The organism is Halomonas sp. ISL-56 (assembly GCF_018612805.1).
Classification (GTDB): Bacteria; Pseudomonadota; Gammaproteobacteria; order Pseudomonadales; family Halomonadaceae; genus Vreelandella.
Window position 1 is genome coordinate 246,182 of record NZ_JAGGRO010000019.1, and the last position, 20,002, is coordinate 266,183.

A 20,002-nucleotide genomic window follows, 5' to 3' on the forward strand; every position below is an offset into this window, starting at 1 on the left:
CCTAGTGCTAGTTAGTGGTCGTTATTGTTCTGCCATGGCTTTGCAGCTTTCTAGCCAAGCCTCGGCGTTAATGCGCTGGTCATCTATAAACTGGCGCTGATGCTGCCAGTAAGTCTGAAGGTAGGGCTCTAATCCGCTTAACTGTGAGTTACGAGTAAGGATTTCGCTGAATACTTGTACTTGCTCCTCAATAGGTTCTGGGCCGTAGAGAGTTGCTGATTCAACCAAGCTACTCGCGTAATAGCGGCTAAGACCTTGAAGGCGCCGTTCTTGCTCTGATAAGCGAGCTTCGCGCATGCCGCAACTGGCATCGGGGCTATCACCTTCACAATTGACGCGATAGTTCTCGGCGAGAAAGTCAAAAAAGACGCCATCGTCCTCTAACTTGGTGCATAAAAAGGCGCCCAGGTTGAGGCTTGCGCGAATCGCTTGATTGCGAGCTTCTTCCTGGCGTTGGTTGCTGGCGCGTAATTGGCGCTCCAGCGACTGAAGCTCTTCTTGTAAAACATTATCTTCTATCTCAGAGGCTAGCGCCGCCAGCTGCACTGCGGCACCTGGGGAGCCATCTTCCTCCTCGTCACCTAACCCTAGGGCTTTCCACTGCTCTTCTATTGCAGAAATACGCTCACGGGAAGTTAACGTCGGCGCCACCAGCGCTAGACGCATACTGTTGGCACGACCACGCGTATGTCCTTCGTTGCTGTAATAAGGCTCTTCTCCACGCAGTGCCGTGCGGATATCTTCAAGTGGGCTTAAGTAGTTGCCACCTCGAACAATGAAGCCGCCTGCCTGGCCGTGCTGGCGGTCAAGTTTATTAAGGCGAAAAGGTTCAAACATGATCTCGCTGGCGTTACCAAGCATGTCGTGAAAACCCAGCGGATTAGGTGCTAAAAGCCCCGCCAGTTGAAGTCGACCGTTGGACGACTGGGCGCCGGAATACCACTCATAAGCGTTAATCCCTTCTGGCATGGGGTAGCGTGAATCACGATATTCTGCAGTGCTGACTTCAAGGCCGCCCCGCGCGGCATATTCCCACTCAGTCTCAGTAGGTAATCGCATGAAACCAAGCGCACCGTCCTCTTGGGGTAGCGATTCAGGAGTATTCTCGCGCAACCAAAGGTTATAAGTGTCACTAAACTGCATGGCATCAAACCAGCTCAGCTCTATTTTGGGAAAGCGTTTTCGATTAGAAGGCTCGGGGCAAGTATCTTCCATGAGCGCGTCGTACTGAAGTTCAGTTAACTCGTACTTGGCTAAAAGGTAATGGCGTGAGGACGCCGCTTGCTCATCAGCAAAGCTGCCAGAAATAAAAGCCGGGCGACTCTGTTCTACATATCCCCACCCCGTACCGTCTTGGCCTACCTGCACAGGGAAGTCATCTAGTGGCTTGGTGACTGGTACATGAACCTGGCGAAACGTCATCGCGCCACCGCATGGCATGGGCAGTACGACATCGTCATCAAGGGGAGCAGGGTTATAGAGCCGCTCATCCCACTCGGGTTGTGAGTGAGCTGTAAACGAAACACTCAGGCCTGCAATAAGAGCAATAAGACGACGTTCAAGCTTCACGTAGACTCTCCGATGGCTGAATCCCATAGGCCCGGGCAACGCCCACGACGACCACCAGTAAACCGATACCAAGCGTCAGCATCAGAGCGATCAATGCATGGGTGAGGGTTATGTGGCTAACGACCCCCGCAGCCATATAACTAGTGGCCAAGGCGCGATTAAAGACGGCGGAACCTAGCGCAAATAGGCCGAGTCCCACAACAAAGGCAAGTAGCGTTAATACACCAACTTGAACGGTTAAGAAGGCTGCGATGGCTGAACGTTGGAAGCCGAGCAAGCGCAGCACTGCATACTCACGGCGTTTGCGGTCAATGTTGGCTAAGAAGGCGCCGCTCATTGAAGCCATGCAACCCACCAGGGCGGTCGCGGCGATGACACCAAAAACAAGCTCTAGGACTTTATTGATAGTGCGAACATTCTCGATTTCAGCCAGGCGACTGGAGGTGTCAATGCGCTGCTCTTCAAGCCAGCTCACCAACCCTTGGACTGCGTCGCCATCCTTGGCATAGATACGTGCGCGAGCGTAACGCAAGGGATAATCACCACGCGTTAAGCCACTTTCTACCCCAAGCGTTGGGCTCGAATGGCCATCGCGGAAATGCTCAAGCTCGATTAGCAAAGAGAGGTCTACAAACGCTGCTGGGCGCGGAAAGCGATCAGCTGCCAGCACCCCCACTACCGCTACTTCCAGGCGGCCTCGCTCTAGCTGGCCATCGAGCCGACGGCTGACAGCGAGCGTTAATAGATCGCCTTCTGCCACTTCAAGGCGTCTAGCGGCAGGTTCGCTAAGTATTACTTCAGTGCCTTCGGGGTGACGGCCCAGGCTGGCTAATAGCGGGTCACCCGGTGCGGAAGGGATCAGCTCTGCGCCCTCCACGAAGCGCTGAGAGTCATTGAGTAGATCGGCCTGAGTGTTAAGTGAGCGCGTTTGTCCAATGACGAAACCTACCTCCTGGCGTTCACGAAGATCGTTTAGCCAAGTATCGTCATAGCTGCCACTGGTGAGCATGCGCACTTCGAGGTTACGTGGGTCGTCAAGTAGCTCGCTCTGTAGTTGGCTAATGACACCGTGCTTTAGGCCAAAAAGGAGCAGCAGTGGGGCAATAACGGCTACCAACGCGGCTGCAATACATAGCGAAACTTGGCGGTCATGCCAAAGATCCTTAAGGGCTAAGCGAGCAATTAAGACCAAGCGTTTAGTGTGCGAAGGCAAAGCGACAACCTCCCGGCGTCAAGGAGGCGGTTAAGCGTGGCAGCTTGAACTGAGCCACCAGCGTATAGTCATGGGATACCACCAGTGCAGCCATATCGAGTTCTTTCACGAGTGAAACAATAAGGCCAAATAATCGCTCGCCAGAAGTTGGATCCAGTGCAGCTGTTGGCTCGTCGGCGAGGAGTAGGCGTGGCTCATGTGCCATCGCACGTACAAAAGCAGTACGTTGACGTTCGCCAATGGAGAGTGCCCCCGGGCGCTTATCAAGCAGTGGCTCTAAGCCGAGCGTTGCACAGGCATGATCAACACGTTCACTCTGCTGCGGGAGCCCCATCAGTAGTCGGGGGAGGGCAATATTGTCGCGTACGCTCAAGAACGGTAAGAGGCCACCACTTTGCAATAGGAAGCCAATATCTCTGGAACGGATTTCAGCGAGAGAATATTCGTCGCTAGCATGCAGCAACGCCGCTACGTTTGTTTGTTGTGGTCCAAGCGTGAAGCTACTTAACGTACTCGGTGCCAGCAAAAGCCCAATGACTTCCAGTAGCGTACTTTTTCCACAGCCGCTTGGGCCGACAATAGCCGCCACTTGGCCTGCTGCAAGTGCTAGCTCAGGGAGATGAACTTCATGCCGTTCATGGCCTTTCCCGCGCGCCACGCGTAATTCAGTTAAATTTAGCATGGTGGAGCTCAGGGCATCATTTCAATAGGAATGGGGTAAACATCGTCGCGTGGATCAGCGCCTTCTGCTAATGAGACCCAGCGATCAACATCTTCGTTATAACGCTGGTAATGGCGTAGTTTGGTTGCCAAGCGCCTTATGAAGCGTTCCTGCTGAAGGCCATCCCAGCTAAGCCAGGTCTCCTCATCGAGATTGAGTACTTCACTTTGATAGGGCAAGTCTTCGAGATACTCTCCCAGCAACCCAAGTTCACCTAGGTGCTGCCCTTCACTTTGTTGTAACTGGCTGGGGTCAGCGCCCATAGCGGCGGCGACAGAGCGTAGCCGCTCGAACATATCCGTGGGTGAGATAAGGCCGGCATTGGCAGAATTAAGAATCTCACTAACGACGTCGCTAAGATCGCTGAGCTGCCCTTTTGTCAGCAGCACACGTACTTCAGTGGTGGGTATATTCTGGGCAATAAGATCGCGATCGCTGATCCATGCTTCGAACACCGGAGGAGCTTGGCTACCGGTGACCTGACCAAGATAGGCCAGCCGCATGGCGTGACCAATCACCTCAAGATCATTCACTAGACGCTGCTCGCCTGGATCATCAGGCTCATCTGCATTTAACGCGCTGCCGATAGCCTCATCACCTAGGTAGGCTGCTTGAACCTGGTCGGTAATCGCCGAGGCTAACGCATCAACTCGCTGACCAAATAGCTCCACATCACCCGTATTGACCGGGTAATACAGGGAGGTACCCGTTCCCGCGAAAGTGGATAGGTTGCTATACTGGGCTTCGGCTCTGGCATGGTCGCCGTTATTTTCGCCGGCGGGTGTCTTTAAATGTAAGGTATACACGGCGATACCTTGGCGGCCAGCCTCTAAGCGAACTTGATCCGCATTAAAGCCTGTAGAAGAGCGCTCGCTGTCTCCTTCAATCGCACTCGCATCGGTGATCAATACGATATAGCGCGCGCCAAAGTTGCTCCACTCGATATCTTCTACTGCTTGCATAACGCCAGCAAAAGCATCTTCTTCCCAGCCAACGGTAGACGCCTGTGCTTCGCTAAGGTCGGCGACACTGGCCATAAAATCGCTTCCACTTTCGACGTTATTAGGGTCAGCAAACATACGAGTGACGTACTCAACTTCCGGTGCAGCCTCTATGCTATCGCGGTATGACACCAAGCCAAATTTTACTTGGTCTGTTAAGTTTTGATCCTCTATTCGTTGATATATGCGCCCAACGGCTTCTCGGGTTCGTTCAATGTAAGGGCCCATTGACGCAGTTGAATCGATAACAAATACCACACCAGCATTAAACTCGCGTAGCTGTGCGGAAAGATCCTGCTGCTCTTGCTGTCCTTCTTCAATGGCTTCACTAACCGATGCAACACGCAGTAAGCGCGTCATAAAGCCCGCTTCGGTCATGATTTCTTCACCCTCAAGAATCGGCAGCAAATAAAACTGCTCGTGAAGGTCGACAAAGTATTCAGGCTCCTGCGCCACAATACCGGGGGCTTCCCCATCTCTGAGCAGTTTAGCGCGCAAGGGCGCCACTTGGCCGGAGGGTTCGAAGTCATCCAATATCTTCGTCAATCCATCCTGCTCTTCGAAGAACATTAGGCGCTCACGATTGGCTGGGCTGGTGAATGACAGCGTAAGCTGCATTTTCCAGTCGACGGTACAGGACTCGGGCAGCCAACCGATGGTGCCGCCGTAGCTGTCGGGTCCTACTTCTAGCCAGTTTTCGTTGTTTTCTTGGCTGCGTTGGTAGACATAAAAGCGGCTAAAAACAGGCTGAATATCTCCGTCAGCTGCACCAGCTTGCTGAGTAAGATGACAGCCGGGTGTGGTCAGTATCCGCTGGAAAAGGGTTTCTTTGCCCTCTTGTAATAAAGGGCGTTGGTCAGCGAAAACGAGAGGCGCTGTGACGATAGGCAGACTTATCGTCAGGGTGAGTAATGCTGCGCGTAACGTCATTGTTGAAGCGCCTCAAGCCGCTGGTTGGCTTCAGTATTATCAGCATCAATGCCTTGTGCCGTCTCGTACCAGAAAATAGCCGTTTCGGTGTCTGGCTCGGGGAAGCAGGCACTTGGAGAATGTTGCTCAGGATCAAATTGACGGGCATATCCAATGGCTGCTTCGATATCACCGTTGAGCGCCTCATTAGCATAGAGTCGGCGTGCGATGCCGCAGTGCTCATTGGCAAGGGCTTCCCCAATCACGTCTATCATTGCTGACGTATCGCTGTCGGCAGCAGTGCAGGCTTGGATAAATTCTAGTTCGCTTTGCTCATTCATTCGCTGCAAAGAACACAACGCTGTGTCTTCTCCAGCATCGGGATCAGCGAGCTGAGGGCTACTGTCTTCCGTAGCGGCCTCGTTTTCAGCTTCCTCTTCTGGCTCGGAAGGCTCTTCTTCTAGTAAAGGCTCTTCTTGTATTGCTTCACTCTCATTGGGCTCGTCGTGACGCATTGACAAAGCGAACCATGCGGCAGCGGCCAAGATAATGAGTAGCAATAGAGCCGCTAGCGCTACCCACAGCCAGCGCCGACCACCACTTTTCGTTTCCTTAGGGGGCTCGGGTGGCGCCGCTGTTATTTCAGGCTCGACGAGCGCAGGCTCAGGAATTGGTTGAGCGGGGGGCGGCTCAGGTGAAGTGTTTAAGGCAGCACCTGCCACCAAAGATGGTGTATTGCCACTGGCACCAGAAGAGATCAGGTCGCGAGCGATTTTTATACGCGCTCTCCCCAGCTCAGCCCCATCTGGCCCGTAAAATCTGACCATATTGGTGGCATGGGGGTTTTCCAGCAGTGGGTCGACGATCTGCTTGTCCACAACCGCCGTCTGGTTGCCATCGCTATCGGTTTGCAGGGCAGGCAGTTCAAATTTGAAAGGGTGACTTCCCCATCGGCCATTATCTTGTAAGAAGTGCTCATCCTGATTGCGCTGAATGTCTACGGACATCCCCGCGCCGGTAGCATTGCCACCAATAATCACTAGCTGCCCGTAACCTGGTTTGGGGGTAGAAAGTGGGCGGAGCTCGATTTTACGCATGCTCCTTCTCCTTTGCAGAGAACAGCCCCAACACCTCGCCGAGCCGCTCGTTTTGTTCGATGGTGATTTCACGCCCACCGCTGTGACCAGCATTCTCTTGGGTCATTAGACAAAGCCCTGATAACCAGTCCCCAAGATAAACCATGGCTTGATTGACCGGTTGTTCAGGCAATTGGGGGAGGTCGCCTTTAGGGATAGAGAGGCGCTCGTAGCCGAACAGATGCGTTTTGGCGCCAACGAAGCTGTTCGGGCGTTGCTCCACGGGAACGTAGTGGAAGCCCAGCCAGGCAATAAAGTCACGCAGCACCAGTTGGGCGGCGAGTACCTGACGCGCTACTAGGCGATCCCGACGGGCTCCACTTTGTATGCGCTGTAATAATGCTTCGTGTAATTTGTCTTGTACTTTGAGTCGGCTAGAGGCAGTGATGAGCTCATCCGCCAATAGCTTAACCAGTTCACGATCAAGCCCAAGCATGCTGAGTAACCCCTGACGCTGGGGAAGCTCGCGTACATGTCCAACCCATGCGTTGTATATAGCTCGGGCAAAGCGGTGATCAGCGCTTTGCAGAATGGGGGCTTGCGAAGCGATGGCCGGAGTGTCTGATGTCGCCCCCTGGCTATCACCGAAGGGCATTTCACCAAAACCGCTCTCTAGTCCGAAGCCACTGCTGCCATATAACCCACCATCATTGGCAGTTATGTTGTTATCACCTCCTGCTTCTATTGACAGGCTGTCTTCACTGTCGCTTAAGTAGAGGTCACGCACTAGCTCGTCAGAGAGTTCAAGGTTGTGTTGCAGCTCCCCCATCGAATACAGGCGCGTTTGCAGCTCCTTCCAGAAACGGCTCGCAATGTCGCGTTTTTCAGCCACTTCACCGCCAGTGTCGCCAAAATGCCATCGCGCTAAACGATCGGTGATTAAGGTGCGGTAGCTATCCTTGAGCTGGCTTTCGATGCGTCCTAGCTTGTACTCTAGGCCCGCGATTCGTCCTAGGTAGTCTCCAATACGCGCCATGCCGCCATCATCGAGGGCGAGCATGGCATCCCAAGCGTCGGCGGGTTGGTTTACGTGGCGTTGCACGGTTTGGCTAGCAACGAAGGTGCTTTGCATGCTGGTTAAGGCATCACGTGCATCATCTTCGATGGCAATTTCACAACCCTCTTTACTGACCAAAAAAGGCACGGGGAGCCGCGGCTTTCTAACCAGAAATGTATTGTCAAAGGCCTTATCGGGTGCCCACTGCTGCATCCATTCAAAGCTTCCAAAGCGTTCAAGCATGGTCATCTTGACCAGGCCTTCCCACCCTTCGCGTAGCTGACTTTCAGTTTGCTGCAAGGCACCCGAGATACGCTTATCAAACATGGTGAGCGCCCAGATTAATCCTGGGTCACGTTGACCACGCTCTGCCGCCGTGGCCCCTTGTGTTTTTTCTATCCAGCGGGTTAGAACGGGGCCGACACTGGTCACATCGCTCTGCTTGTCGGAGCTAGTGCATACCACTAGGCCATTCATTTCTTGGCTATCGGTGTAACGCTCGAATAGGTATGCGACTTTGCCGCGCAAGAGTAGCTGGGAGAGCCCTTCCTGGCTGCCCGCTTCGCCGATATTACGCAGGCTCAGTCGGCCTCGGTAACCAGGGAAATCTAGAAGGTCAACTTTTTCTACTCTTGGATCGCGGGTGGGTTCAACCAGAGGAAACGTCAGCTCGGCTGTGAGTGCTGCAAGCTGAGCTACTGGCAAGTTGACGGGCGCTCCAAGTGCATCACCTGTGGCTGGGCAAACATTAAGCTGCTGGTCTTGCGCGGTTCCTAGACGTTCAAGAATGTCGACATTCATAATGCTGTCGCGCTGGCTAAAACCATCGCCATCATTAACCACTAAGCAACGGAGTGGCGCAAAAACACGAGTTGCATGCCCTAGGGAGCCCAGTGTCTGGGCTAGCTGGCGATAGAGGTTGGTTAGCTCGGGTTGCTCGCCCCATAGAATAGAGAACAGGTCTGCTCGTTGATGGCTACTGAGCGTTGGTGCGAGTCTGACCACTTGGGGCCAGTATCTAGCATTGAGCTTGCTGACTGACTTCGGAAAGCTTGCTTGTAGATAGTCCCATAGCTCTACAACGTTTTCCGGCGTTACGCCGAGCTGAGACTCCTGACCCAACTTACCTTCGTGAGGCGATAGGATACTGGCTATCTTGCTTTCATCGATTTCATAAACATCTTCACGCTCGTGGTCGAAGTCGTTGAACCAGGCATTTGCCAGTACTTTCGCTACTTCTACCTCATTAAACAGTTTGAGCTCAACTGGGAACTCATCGGAGCCTGAAGAGGTGGATGCACGGCTAAAGCGCGTGACTAATCCCGTTGCTTCTTTGCCTCCTCCTACCGGGTTTACATGTTCAATAAAGTCTAGGCGGGAATTGCCATAGCGGGTTTCTAACTTACCGTTTTTCCCCGCCGCTAAGGCTGAAATTAGATAGGACTTACCTGCCTGTGAGAGGCCAAAAAACCCCACGGTCATCGGCGTAGTTGCCGCTTTTGACAAACTCTGTGCCAGGTTTCGGGAGCGATAGAGAGCCAGCTCAAGGTTGTCAGCTTCACTATCAAGGCTTGGTGCGCTATCGCGGACTTCTTCAATCCATTCAATGGCTGCGCCAGCCCCCACGTGAAAAGCTTTCCAGCTTTCGCTGAGTCGTTGTTGCTCTGGTGTTAACTGTTCTTGGGTCACCTGGTTCATATGCGCTTCACGCTCCCGCTATCCAGCCAGTAGTTGGTATCTCCCAGCCCGGCATCATTAAGGGTATTGAGCTGTAGCTTGAGGTCACGCGGGCTAAAACTGCTTTCTCCATCAGTATCAACGCTGACGATCTTCAGGCGATCGCTGATTAAACTTCCTTTCCCAGCGCGTTCATCGACATCTAATCTCACTTTCAACACTGGTGCTTGGCCAGTTTTGGCTTCCGCCTTAGCCAGCTTTTCGGCGCCTGTCGCAGTAAAGTCCAGGGTGTAGAGAGGTGATGCTGTCCAGCGCTGTGCACTTAGCTGGCGGAAACCAATCCTTAACGGTCCGCGCATTTCGATAGTGGGAGGTTCCACTACACCTTCATTATCCAGCGTAATGGTGGTGCCATTTTCAGTAGTCGTGATGTCGCGGTAAGTCACATCCGTGTGAGGGATCGTATTGTTGTTATCGATCAGGCCGATATGGCGAATGGTTGAGTAGGGCCGTAACGCCGCTGCATTGAAAAAGAAGTTAGAGAGGTTGCGCTGAGCGCACAGCAGGCAAAGCATAGCGCCTACGGAAGCAGTGCTCTTTGGATCATCTATGCGCCCATTGCGATGGAAAGGATACCAACTGCCCGTGCGGTACCCTTGCATTGGCAAAATGCGCCCAGGGGGAAGGGGCAATAATTTGCGCAGGTATGCTTGGATACCTGGTAAACGTGAAGGCCTGCCCGTGAGCAATAGGTTATCGCACTGATACTGAAAGACCACTTCACACAGAGAGGCGAGTGTTTTGCAGATATTAAAACGATCTTTTATAAAGGCGTGGTGAACTTCCAATAAATTGAACGTGAGAGGAATACTCATCAAGTTAAAAGTGATATCAAGACCAAGCTCACGGCGCAGCGCATTGTTTACGTAGCGATGTACCGAATCACTCACTGCTTGCTCGCCCAGGCGTTCGCCGTAGGTAAGAGTCGTAGGCCCTGTAGGCTTTTCAGGGTCGAAGGTTTCATAGGATTCAAGCAGTGCTAGCCCGAGAGGGGTAAATACTTGAAGGTTGAGCTGTTGACGAAGCACTTGATCCTGAGCGTTTGCCCCTTCCTGACCACATAGCCGTGACATCATGGCATCAGCTGAAGTGACCCCTGCTTCCTTGAGTGCCGCCTCGAGGCTTGGAAGGATAAACAGCTGAATAACATCCAGTAGAATATCATCGCCTGCTACACGAAAACCGTCGCGAAAACGCTGCTCAGGTACCACGAAGACATTGCTGCCGCCGCTAGCAGCGCCATTACGATCAAGATAGTAGTCAGTAATGACCAAATCGGTTGTGCCGCCGCCAATATCAATCGTCGCTAGAGTGATCCGCTCGCGATCCGTCTTGTCGGGGCGGGCAAGGGTCGCGAAAAACTCCTCAGGATGGCCAGCAAAGTTCTCTTTTATTTCGGTATAAAGGTACACCAACTGCCCGCAGGAAGCTTCATCCCACTCCACGCGTAAACGTGGCATCGGTACACGCAGCGTACCGTCATCGCTGGCCTCAAAGGGGTTGCTCTCTTCTTCATCTTCATGCCAGCCCAGGCTTTTCCAGATGAGCGCTACTGCTTGCTCTAAGCGGGACACAAACAGGCTTCGTTCTGCTTGAGGCAAGGCTGGCGGGACAGTGAGTGTAATGGAACGCAGATGTCGAGCACGGTTCGTGTGGCCTTGGCGAACGCGCTGTGCTGCGCTATTTATTTGCATCAGCGCTTGAGCTAACACCTCTGCCAGCATAAACGTCATCAATGAGCTACGCGAATAGTGAGGTTTGAAAACCGGTAGCTGATCCTCTTCATTCAGCGTGTAGAGGGCATCGCCCAACTCATTGATTAGGTGAGAGAATGGGGCGGCTGTGGCATGGGGTTCGGTATCAGTGCGCACATAGGCGCTGTTAAAACGCCAGCCATGGCGGTAGGTGTCATCATCCCACAAATAGCGCTTAGGACTTGAGAGTCCTGTAGAGCCTTCGGTACCTCGCCTGCGCCCCGCTAAACGGCCAGCTTCAACACCGACTCGTGCAATTGTTGGCCATTGGAAAGCATCGTGGCGGCCACTTTTGACTGATAAATGATCTTTGCCAAAGAAGGTTTGTGAAAACTCGATCCGGCTTTCAAAAGGTTCTCGATAGACACGTTCAGGATCAACGAGGTCACGTAACTCCAGCACGTAGTTATGCTTCAAGCCCATGCCTGATTGACCGTGGTCTTCGACCAGGATGCCGCATGTGCGCGAATTGCCTACATCCAGTACTAAGTCAACAGGGATCACGCCTTCCTGTTGAGAAATCACTTTTATATCAGGGATCTCAACATACGGATCTTGCTTTTTATGCTCTTCTTCAATTGGCCGCCGCAGCAAACTGAGCACGTTAAGGTAGTGTGCTAAGTGCTGGCATTCGTCTAGCCCTTCACGCATTTCTTGGCTGTCGAGCTTAGGGTTGGCTTCGCGAAAAAGCTCCTCAAGCCACTCCTTGACCCAAGACTGATCAAGAAACCAGCGCATATTGGATGTGCTAGTGGCTAAGCGGAAGTTAGTGCCAGAGTTTACATCGTCATTGGTAGGGCACAGGTAAGCCGTATTGTCGCGACGTGGAAGTGTTTGTGTATCAAACGCCAGCGTCAGACGGTGGGTGTGGCCATCAATATCTGGCTCATCAAGGGCAATAAGGCGCATACGTGCCCAGTTAGCGGGACCTTCATCAAACTTGCTTGGCGGGCGAAAACGGAAGAATGGGAGCGGAAGCCAAGTGGCGTTCAGTTGCTCAAGGCTGGTTGCCATCGCCATATCGAATTGCGGTTGTTTGACTGTTTCAAACTTACCAGGCTCTACTTCGTGAAAAAGAGAGCCATCCTCTTCGTTAACCAGCAGGCGAGCCAGCATCTTGTCAGCGGTGGCTAGGTACATAAATTCCCCAGCCGGCTCTTTACGTGGGTCCAGTGTTAAACCAAAATCGATGAATTGAACACCGGAGTGGCTGACTAGAGTGACCACCTCTTCAAAATTAATTATCTCAGGCAACATAGTGCATTCACCGTCCTATTCGCTGGCTTTCTGCAGCTGCATGGGAAAAGGCTCGTCATCGTAGCTGGCTGCACAGTCAGCTATTTCGCCACTGTCTTGACGACACTCCACTCGCGGCATCTCGTAGTTGCTACCGTCCTCACAGCGAGCATGTTCTTGGGCCTCAACTTGTAGCTCACCGCCTTGCATCGTGGCGGCCACAGGGCCAATACAAACCATGCCGTTAGCACCACCGCGACGGATTTGCATTTGACCTTCACCCTGATCAAATACATACCTTACCTGAAGCGGGCGGCCGCTTTGGCTATCCATTACGCCAGCACCGCGCCAGTTACCGTTGAGAAACTCTGCGGCACCGTCCGGAGAGTCGGCGGGCAGGCTTAGTGGCTCCAGCTCGGGAGGCGCAATGGTATCAGGGCTTCCCGGCTCCACTGCGACAGGTTCTTGTGGTGCCGTTCCTTGCGGCAATTCGCTTATTTCGGGCAACTCACCGGTAGGAAGTGATGTGCCGGGTAAGTTCAAAGTATTGTTAGCATCAGGCAGGCCGATATTAGGGAGGCCTGTGGTTGGGAGGCCAGTAGTGGGGAGCGCCCAATCTAGCGCTCCTAGTCTGCTTCTGAACGCTGGCAGATCCAAATCACCATTCAACCCTATGGTTCCATCGCGCAATGCAATGTCCCTGGACTCTACCTTAAAAGGCCATACATCCCACCCCTTCCACACCGGCTGAGAAGACGACAGTTCGGGCACTTTACCGGATGGCAAATTTATCCCAGTATTTGAAGTAGAGCAGGCCTTTAAGCCAAAAAACAAAAGCAACCCTAGAAGAAGCAACAGGAGAGGTAGCAGCCACCACATGCGACGCCACCAGGGGCGCTTTGTTTCTTCAACTATCATCGTTTCAGCGAGCGGCGTTGGGGCTGCTAGTGATTTAGGGGTGGAAGCAATCGGCGATGAAGGCTCCGGTATGGCTTCAGGATAAAGGCACTGAAGTGGGTTGGCATGTCGGTCGGTTTCCGGGTGTGTAAAACCCCAGAAAGTGAGCACCGGTGTACCATTAACTAAGTAAACGAAGTTATCATCTGGAAAATGGCAAACCCATTTGAGCAAACGGGCAAAGACTTCACGGTCGCCGCCTTGTCCTTCATCGGGTATTTCAACCGCTTGGATCTCTTTTCTAAAGGACTCTAGCTGAAGGCGCGCATCTTCTTTTTCGCTTTCGGTCGCGCTTCTCCAAGGCACTACGTCGCCTGTTATTCCACTGTACCAGTCTACACCCTCGCCTTGCTGGTCACGTTGTGGGATTGCTAGGTGACGCTCCCGGCCTTTCAATCGGCGGGCAATGGCTTTGCGTAATTGTAGAGCGGAGTGATAGATCGGCTGACCCGTTTCGCCTAGTGCGCGATACTGCTCTGTCTTACCGCTATGCAACAAAAGGGATGTCATTTCTGAACCTTACTTCGATAGAACCATTTTATAACTGGCTCAGGTGAGCCAGTGTCAAAACAGCGAGTTCAATAAAGCAAGGGCAGGGCGTGCGTTGCACGCGAGATGGAGTGAGTACAAGTCCAGCGTTCCCTAGCAAATTTTAATCAGTGTGCCTAGTTTTCTAGCTATCTTAACAAGGTTAATTTAGTAAAAAAAGCTAAGTTAGGGTATTGAATAGAAGTAACCTCTTAAGGAATGTCATTGGGCAGCTAATCAGCACTTCTCCCGTGTCGCCGAAAAATTTACGCTCAATAGATTTGCAGATCAGAACGCTCAGACAGATTATCCAGAGTGGATTAATGGAAGGACTGGTTGCACAAGTTTGTTTAGATAAGCAAATCAACACCCACGCCATATCACCGAGCCCATCAAAGCCGAATTACGCCTCTTCTTGGGTTGAGCGTTTTAACTAGTCAATCCAGCCATTCCCATCACAAACTTAAGCCCCAACGAAATCAGCAATAGAACACCCACACTCGAAAGCCAGATAGTGACTAACCAGCCCAGGCGCTTGGCGAGAGGTTTCATTGTCTTGCTCCTCAATACGGGTGGCGAAAGGGGTTAATGATAAGCATCGCCAGGTTTCACCTTGCCGCGGAAGACATAGTAGCTCCAGGCGGTGTACATCAAGATAATCGGTAAGATAAACAGCGTGCCTACTAAGGCAAAGCCCTGGCTTTGGGCGGGGGCGGCGACCTGCCAGATGGACGCATCAGGCGGGATAATCGTCGGCCACAGGCTAATGCCCAGACCGCTGTAGCCTAGAAAGACCAGCGCCAGTACCAGCACAAACGGCAGCGCGTTGTCTTGAAAGGTGATAGCGCGCCATAGCCACCAGCCGGTCAGCGCCACTAACAGCGGTACCGGTACGAACCACAGCAGATTAGGCAGGGAAAACCAGCGTTCTGCAATGTTCGGGTAGGCCAGCGGCGTCCATATGCTGACGAAAGCGATCATTCCCAGCAGCCCGAGCATCAGCGGCTTAGTGATCCGATACATGCGTTGTTGCAGGGCACCGTCGGTTTTCATAATCAGCCAGGTGCTGCCCAGTAGTGCATAGGCAAACAGCAGGCCAATGCCGCAAAACAGCGAGAAAGGCGTTAGCCAGTCTAACGAGCCACCGCTGAAATGAGCGCCATCGAAAGCGATACCCTGAATATAGCCGCCCAAGGCAACCCCTTGTGCCGCGGTCGCCATCAGCGAGCCGCCAATAAAGGCTTTATCCCACACATGGCGTCGCTGGGGGGGAGGCTTTGAAGCGAAACTCAAAGGCGACGCCACGAAAAATAAGCCCTAACAGCATCACGATGAGTGGAATCGCCAGCGCTTCCAACACGACGGCGTAGGCGAGTGGGAAGGCGGCGAATAGTCCTGCGCCGCCTAATACCAGCCAGGTTTCGTTGCCGTCCCACACGGGGGCAACGGTGTTCATCATAATGTCGCGTTCCTGCTCGTCATGAACGCGTAGAAAAAGCAGGCCAATGCCTAAGTCAAAGCCATCCATGACCACATACATCATTACGCCAAACATAATGATAATGGCCCAGGTGAGCGATAGATCGATTCCCATGGTGCACCCCCTATCCTTTAGTGAGTCGTCAGCGATTCGTTAGCCGCCGAGAGAGGGCGGGCAGGCGTGCGTTGATGGCCAGGGCCACCTAAGGCAGGCGAGGAAGGATCACTCGGCCCTTTATTGACCAAGCGCATCATGTAGATAACGCCGGTCCCGAAGACAGCCAAATACACCACCACAAAAACACTCAAACTAATACTTAGGTGGACAGCGCTGTGCGCGGAGGCTGCATCGGCGGTTCTTAATAACCCGTAAACCACCCAGGGTTGACGGCCTACTTCGGTGGTAAACCATCCTGCCAGCAAGGCCACTAGCCCCGCTGGCCCCATGCCTAACGTGAACAGTAGAAAGCGGCGAGATTCGTATAGCCGCCCTTTGACGCGCAGGGTGTTGCCCACGATGGCAAGTAAGATCATTAACACCCCAAGCCCGACCATTAACCGAAAGCTCCAGAACACGATAGTCGAATTGGGACGGTCTTCCGGGGCGAACTCCTTAAGGGCAGGGATTTGCTCGGTCAAACTGTGCTTTAACAGCAGGCTGCCCAGTACGGGAATCTCCACTTTGAAGCGAGTCTCTTCGCCCGCCATATCGGGCCAGCCGAACAGGATCAGCGGGGTGGGTTCGCCGCTGCTGTTATCCCAGTGCCCTTCGATAGCGGCGATCTTGGCGGGCTGGTGTTCCAGCGTATTCAGACCATGAAAGTCACCCACCACGGCCTGAAGCGGCGCGGTTATCGCCAGCATGATCAGCGCCATGGAGAGCATAGTGCGAACTTCAGGCGACTGTTTGCCTCGTAGCAATAGCCACGCGGCAGAGGCCGCGACAAACAGTGCTGTGCTTAAAAAAGCCGCCAGCGCCATATGGGCCAGTCGGTAAGGGAAAGAGGGATTGAAGACAATCTTCATCCAATCAACGGGAATCACCACGCCATCGATGATCTCGTGGCCTTGCGGGGTCTGCATCCAGCTGTTGGAGGAGAGGATCCAAAACATCGATACGAGCGTGCCGAGTGCGACCATGCAGGTAGCAAAAAAGTGCAGGCCTCGGCCGACGCGCTCCCAGCCAAATAGCATCACCCCTAAAAAGCCGGCTTCCAGGAAGAAGGCGGTGAGCACTTCGTAGGTGAGTAGTGGCCCCGTGACGCTGCCCGCAAAGGCGGAAAACCCGCTCCAGTGAGTACCAAATTGGTAGGCCATCACAATGCCCGAGACCACGCCCATGGCAAAGTTGACGGCAAAGATTTTTGACCAGAAGTGGTAAAGGTGGCGATAGGTATCCCGCTGGGTCTTTAACCATAGCCCTTCCAGCACGGCCAGATAGCTGGCTAAGCCAATGGTGATGGCGGGAAAAATGATGTGAAAGGAAATAGTAAAGGCAAACTGCACCCTGGCCAGATCAATGGCCTCAATTCCGAGCATGGCGCTTCCTCCGATGACAGCCACTGTCTTAACTAAAGAGTGGGCCGGTATAGCCACTGTGTGACTTCATCGGAATAGTCTATCGATTGCTGTGTTGCATAACAGGATCAGCTTTTTATTAAAAAACCATATCAGTTGCTATGCGGTCAGCGCTGATGCTGTAAAAAACCGGCAACATCTTGGTCTTGGTGAGATCGTTAAAACGGACGAGGAGTGGTCAGCATGCCGAACTTCAAGCCCGACCTGGTCAATAAGCTAACTTTGCTTTATGCGATTTTGGCGCTTAGGGGGAGTTCTGTTATTCCAACAAGGCGGCTTAGTATCCAGCAGACTGGGTGCTAGCCCATCGAAGTTCCAGCCAGCCTAGCGGTTGGCTGAACACGGCGTCACCATTGTGAACGCTCTGAGGTGACTCAGCCATTTCCCCCCGAATCCTAAGGCACGCTCCTCCGGAGAGAGTCGCTCCATGCAAGGCGTGCCATTCCCCCCTGCCTCATAGGGCGTGTTGCTGATAAAGATGTTGCGCCAGCTCGGGCGCCAGCTTGGCATGCCCACAATGAAGCGCTGCTCATGCTTGTCGAATCGGACGAAGACCACTGCGTCCAAGTACTGACTATCCTCTGATGGAAATCGAAAATCCGAATTCCGGGTGCTAAACATCGGAGTGCGGTACACCTTCGATGGATTCTGACGGTCGATGATGCGCAGGTACGACATCCCGCTCGATTCTGAAAAGGGGGCTGAAAAGTGAGCCAGGAGGCCGCTTAAAATCTCCAGGGGGTCAAAAACCGTCACGGACTCGATCAGGTAGTCGCCTTGTGGGCTGACGACTTGAGTCCTGGCGGGGGCGTTGATTGTTTTGTAAAGGCTCCAGCCAAAAAGCAGGGCGAGCAGCGAGGCGATAACCAGCGCGGAGAGGGCGGCTTTCTTCATGTTAGGGCCTTGGTACGGTGATGGCGGCGGTGCCCGCGGGTAGGGGCTCGCGCAACAGGTCTGAATAGATGCGAAAGTCGCCGCCCCTCTGGTACTTGTCTCGGTAGGCCGCGAAATGGCTGTTCAGCACAAGCATATAGCGTTTGCTCTGCTCATCCATATAGCGTCTTTCATTCTCCTGGCTCATACCGAACATTGACTGGTGTAAGATGCTGGTGGACAGCGCATCGACGCCATTACTGTGGGCGATGGCTTCCAGTTGCCTAGTCGCTGTCTGAACACGGCGTCACCATCGTAAACGCTCTCAGGCGACTCAGCCATTTCCCCCCGAATCCTGAAGCGCGCTCCTCCGGAGAGAGTCGCTCCATGCAAGGCGTGCCATTCCCTCCCGCCTCGTAAGGTGTGTTGCTGATAAAGATATTGCGCCAGTTCGGGCGCCAGCTTGGCATGCCTACTATGAAGCGCTGCTCATGCTTGTCGAATCGTACCCAGACTATTGGTTTCAGGTACTGACCATCCTCCGATTTACGTGAAAAATCTGTATACGAAGTGGCAAACATCGGGGTGCGGTAAACCTTCGACGGATCCTGGCGGTCGATGATGCGCAGGTACGACATCTGGCCCCATTCTGAAAAGGGAACAAGAAGGCCGCTTAAAATCTCCAGGGGGTCAAAAACCGTCACGGACTCGATCAGGTAGCCGCCTTGTGGGCTGACGACTTGTGTCCTGGCGGGGGCGTTGATTGTTTTGTATAGGCTCCAGCCAAAAAACAGGGCGAGCAGCGAGGCGATAACCAGCGCGAAGAGGGCGGCTTTCTTCATGTTAGGGCCTTGGTACGGTGATGGCGGCGGTGCCCGCTGGCAGGGGGCTACAGGCTGTGACCATCGAAGTTTCAGTTGCCTAGATGTAAGAGACTTGGTGATGACGATTTTTCGGCGATATTGTGGCTTTTTATGTGTTTTTTGTTGATCGGGCGCGCTTATTCAAATAAAGCACGGTAGCGCGCTTGCCCAAATTTTATGAAAGATATAGTGCTAGCTTATAACTATCAGTCATACTCGCCACGACAAAAATGCCAGTTTTCTTGTTCTAAAGGCTCGCAAAAGAAGTATACATATCCATTGTCCTCTATTTTTAGTGCTTCAGAAATAGAGGGGACGAACTCTTCATACCAGCCAAACCAGTTATATTGCATATACTCTGTTAGCCTATTTGGGCGATATACAGGGCTGACCACTTCAAGGCCTTTGGGGTTATATTGAAAGTAGCGATAAGGCCCAATAGTTCCAGTCGGCGGTATATCTATAAAAAAATAGGCAGTGAAATAGCATTTATCTTCACACCGATATGAAAATGACACACGCTCTATCTGGTTGTTTGCATGCGCTATATCAGCGGAAAGTCTATCGATTAAGGGTTCATCTCGTAGTGACTCTGGCAACACAACCCCGTTGTTTATTCCGATGCTCCTTAGATTGTTTTTTTGCATAAAGGTATGGACTCGATCAGCAATATCGGTAAGGGCCTGTGTTTGATTTAGACTTGGCCGGTAGCTCTCAACAGCCCATAAATAGCTTAGCCAGGCAAGAAAACTACTGAGGATAACTAGTGGTACGATGACGGCTTTACGGCGATAGAAGGGCATTAGCGACCTGCTCTCAGACTATCTTGTAATTCAGCTTCACAATTTTCATTTGCTTTATTATTATCCTGCTCACAACGAGATCTAACCCCTTGGCAGGAATGTTGTACTTTAGAACCTCTTTCGATTGGGTAATCAACCTGAGTAATTTCATTCATCAGCAGAGAGCCTGTTAGCTGCTGTGGGGTAAAGCGCTCAAACAGCGAGATGCCTAAACGAACAGACAGGTAGTCGGTAACATCATCAAAGCGTCTAAGCCCTTCGCCGTTAGTCTCGCTCCGGTTTACTGGCCATTTAAATTCTGCGGCATCGCTTGCGTACTGAGCGAGGCCAGCACCGTCCAATAAAGCATCTTCAGAAAAGCCGATGTAGCGACCAACGTAACCGTAGTGAATATTGGACCAGATATCATAAAAATACTCATAGCCTTGGTATTTATGATGCCATTGATTAGCAGTGAATCCTGCGGTTGCAAATTCTTCATACTTCTCCCCACCTTTGTGAAAATATGGTTTGTGATCCCACACGCCACCAGGCATTGTGAGCCAAGCCCAACTAGCAAGTGCCGCTCGGCGGGCATGTCGTTCGGTTTGCATAAACTTCGGCCTTGCCATATTTCGGGCAAGACGCTGAGCACTGTTTAGCGACTCG

At 52.7% G+C, this 20,002-nt stretch carries 17 protein-coding genes; all 17 read right to left on the reverse strand.

All coding sequences use genetic code 11. The features are described from left to right. Positions 1-21 precede the first annotated feature (21 nt). Positions 22-1,569, reverse strand: coding sequence for a formylglycine-generating enzyme family protein (locus tag J7J49_RS16970; RefSeq protein ID WP_353048389.1), 1,548 nt, complete (start codon positions 1,567-1,569; stop codon positions 22-24). After that, positions 1,559-2,782, reverse strand: coding sequence for an ABC transporter permease (locus tag J7J49_RS16975; RefSeq protein ID WP_215094276.1), 1,224 nt, complete (start codon positions 2,780-2,782; stop codon positions 1,559-1,561). The genes J7J49_RS16970 and J7J49_RS16975 overlap by 11 nt, the downstream gene beginning before the upstream one ends. Then, the gene (locus J7J49_RS16980) at positions 2,766-3,464 is read right to left on the reverse strand and encodes an ABC transporter ATP-binding protein (protein WP_215094278.1); all 699 of its coding nucleotides are present in this window, start codon (positions 3,462-3,464) and stop codon (positions 2,766-2,768) included. Before J7J49_RS16980 ends, J7J49_RS16975 begins: the two co-directional genes overlap by 17 nt. A gap of 8 nt (positions 3,465-3,472) precedes the next feature. Continuing rightward, a complete protein-coding gene (locus J7J49_RS16985; RefSeq protein WP_064235524.1) occupies positions 3,473-5,434 on the reverse strand; it encodes a vWA domain-containing protein in 1,962 nt (653 codons plus the stop codon). Next, positions 5,431-6,510, reverse strand: a complete 1,080-nt coding sequence (locus J7J49_RS16990) for a hypothetical protein (protein ID WP_215094280.1) — start codon at positions 6,508-6,510, stop codon at positions 5,431-5,433. The genes J7J49_RS16985 and J7J49_RS16990 overlap by 4 nt, the downstream gene beginning before the upstream one ends. Next, a complete protein-coding gene (locus J7J49_RS16995; protein ID WP_215094282.1) occupies positions 6,503-9,244 on the reverse strand; it encodes a putative virulence factor in 2,742 nt (913 codons plus the stop codon). Before J7J49_RS16995 ends, J7J49_RS16990 begins: the two co-directional genes overlap by 8 nt. Further along, the gene (locus J7J49_RS17000) at positions 9,241-12,294 is read right to left on the reverse strand and encodes a virulence factor SrfB (protein WP_215094284.1); all 3,054 of its coding nucleotides are present in this window, start codon (positions 12,292-12,294) and stop codon (positions 9,241-9,243) included. The genes J7J49_RS16995 and J7J49_RS17000 overlap by 4 nt, the downstream gene beginning before the upstream one ends. A gap of 15 nt (positions 12,295-12,309) precedes the next feature. Further along, positions 12,310-13,740: an SrfA family protein gene (locus tag J7J49_RS22570; RefSeq protein WP_251048370.1), complete on the reverse strand. Its 1,431-nt coding sequence runs from the start codon at positions 13,738-13,740 to the stop codon at positions 12,310-12,312. A 447-nt stretch (positions 13,741-14,187) separates the two neighbouring features. Further along, a complete protein-coding gene (locus tag J7J49_RS17010) occupies positions 14,188-14,310 on the reverse strand; it encodes a DUF2474 family protein (RefSeq protein WP_082116842.1) in 123 nt (40 codons plus the stop codon). Between the two features lie 33 nt (positions 14,311-14,343). Further along, positions 14,344-15,012, reverse strand: a complete 669-nt coding sequence (locus J7J49_RS17015) for a cytochrome d ubiquinol oxidase subunit II (RefSeq protein ID WP_502793516.1) — start codon at positions 15,010-15,012, stop codon at positions 14,344-14,346. Continuing rightward, positions 15,002-15,352, reverse strand: coding sequence for a cytochrome d ubiquinol oxidase subunit II (locus tag J7J49_RS22860; RefSeq protein ID WP_502793517.1), 351 nt, complete (start codon positions 15,350-15,352; stop codon positions 15,002-15,004). Before J7J49_RS22860 ends, J7J49_RS17015 begins: the two co-directional genes overlap by 11 nt. 17 nt (positions 15,353-15,369) lie before the next feature. Then, positions 15,370-16,776, reverse strand: coding sequence for a cytochrome ubiquinol oxidase subunit I (locus J7J49_RS17020; protein WP_215094286.1), 1,407 nt, complete (start codon positions 16,774-16,776; stop codon positions 15,370-15,372). 363 nt (positions 16,777-17,139) lie between these two features. Beyond that, on the reverse strand, positions 17,140-17,709 hold the full coding sequence (locus J7J49_RS17025) for a hypothetical protein (RefSeq protein ID WP_215094288.1): 570 nt from the start codon (positions 17,707-17,709) through the stop codon (positions 17,140-17,142). Between the two features lies 1 nt (position 17,710). Continuing rightward, positions 17,711-17,896, reverse strand: coding sequence for a DUF6402 family protein (locus J7J49_RS17030; RefSeq protein ID WP_215094289.1), 186 nt, complete (start codon positions 17,894-17,896; stop codon positions 17,711-17,713). A gap of 76 nt (positions 17,897-17,972) precedes the next feature. Continuing rightward, positions 17,973-18,530, reverse strand: a complete 558-nt coding sequence (locus tag J7J49_RS17035; protein ID WP_215094291.1) for a hypothetical protein — start codon at positions 18,528-18,530, stop codon at positions 17,973-17,975. 227 nt (positions 18,531-18,757) lie between these two features. Further along, positions 18,758-19,354: a hypothetical protein gene (locus J7J49_RS17040; RefSeq protein WP_215094293.1), complete on the reverse strand. Its 597-nt coding sequence runs from the start codon at positions 19,352-19,354 to the stop codon at positions 18,758-18,760. Next, positions 19,354-20,002, reverse strand: a 649-nt coding sequence (locus J7J49_RS17045) for a polymorphic toxin type 44 domain-containing protein (RefSeq protein ID WP_215094295.1), incomplete at its 5' end; no start/stop codon positions are given. The genes J7J49_RS17040 and J7J49_RS17045, both read right to left, overlap by 1 nt.

Bases quoted from the DNA above. Each gene is read 5' to 3' on its own strand.
- J7J49_RS17010 (WP_082116842.1), bottom strand. From the start codon at position 14,310: ATGAAACCTCTCGCCAAGCGCCTGGGCTGGTTAGTCACTATCTGGCTT.
- J7J49_RS16985 (WP_064235524.1), bottom strand. From the start codon at position 5,434: ATGACGTTACGCGCAGCATTACTCACCCTGACGATAAGTCTGCCTATC.
- J7J49_RS17020 (WP_215094286.1), bottom strand. From the start codon at position 16,776: ATGCTCGGAATTGAGGCCATTGATCTGGCCAGGGTGCAGTTTGCCTTT.
- J7J49_RS16980 (WP_215094278.1), bottom strand. From the start codon at position 3,464: ATGCTAAATTTAACTGAATTACGCGTGGCGCGCGGGAAAGGCCATGAA.
- J7J49_RS16995 (WP_215094282.1), bottom strand. From the start codon at position 9,244: ATGAACCAGGTGACCCAAGAACAGTTAACACCAGAGCAACAACGACTC.
- J7J49_RS17030 (WP_215094289.1), bottom strand. From the start codon at position 17,896: ATGAGCCAGGAGAATGAAAGACGCTATATGGATGAGCAGAGCAAACGC.
- J7J49_RS22570 (WP_251048370.1), bottom strand. From the start codon at position 13,740: ATGACATCCCTTTTGTTGCATAGCGGTAAGACAGAGCAGTATCGCGCA.
- J7J49_RS17000 (WP_215094284.1), bottom strand. From the start codon at position 12,294: ATGTTGCCTGAGATAATTAATTTTGAAGAGGTGGTCACTCTAGTCAGC.
- J7J49_RS17040 (WP_215094293.1), bottom strand. From the start codon at position 19,354: ATGCCCTTCTATCGCCGTAAAGCCGTCATCGTACCACTAGTTATCCTC.
- J7J49_RS22860 (WP_502793517.1), bottom strand. From the start codon at position 15,352: ATGGGAATCGATCTATCGCTCACCTGGGCCATTATCATTATGTTTGGC.
- J7J49_RS16990 (WP_215094280.1), bottom strand. From the start codon at position 6,510: ATGCGTAAAATCGAGCTCCGCCCACTTTCTACCCCCAAACCAGGTTAC.
- J7J49_RS17025 (WP_215094288.1), bottom strand. From the start codon at position 17,709: ATGAAGAAAGCCGCCCTCTCCGCGCTGGTTATCGCCTCGCTGCTCGCC.
- J7J49_RS17035 (WP_215094291.1), bottom strand. From the start codon at position 18,530: ATGAAGAAAGCCGCCCTCTTCGCGCTGGTTATCGCCTCGCTGCTCGCC.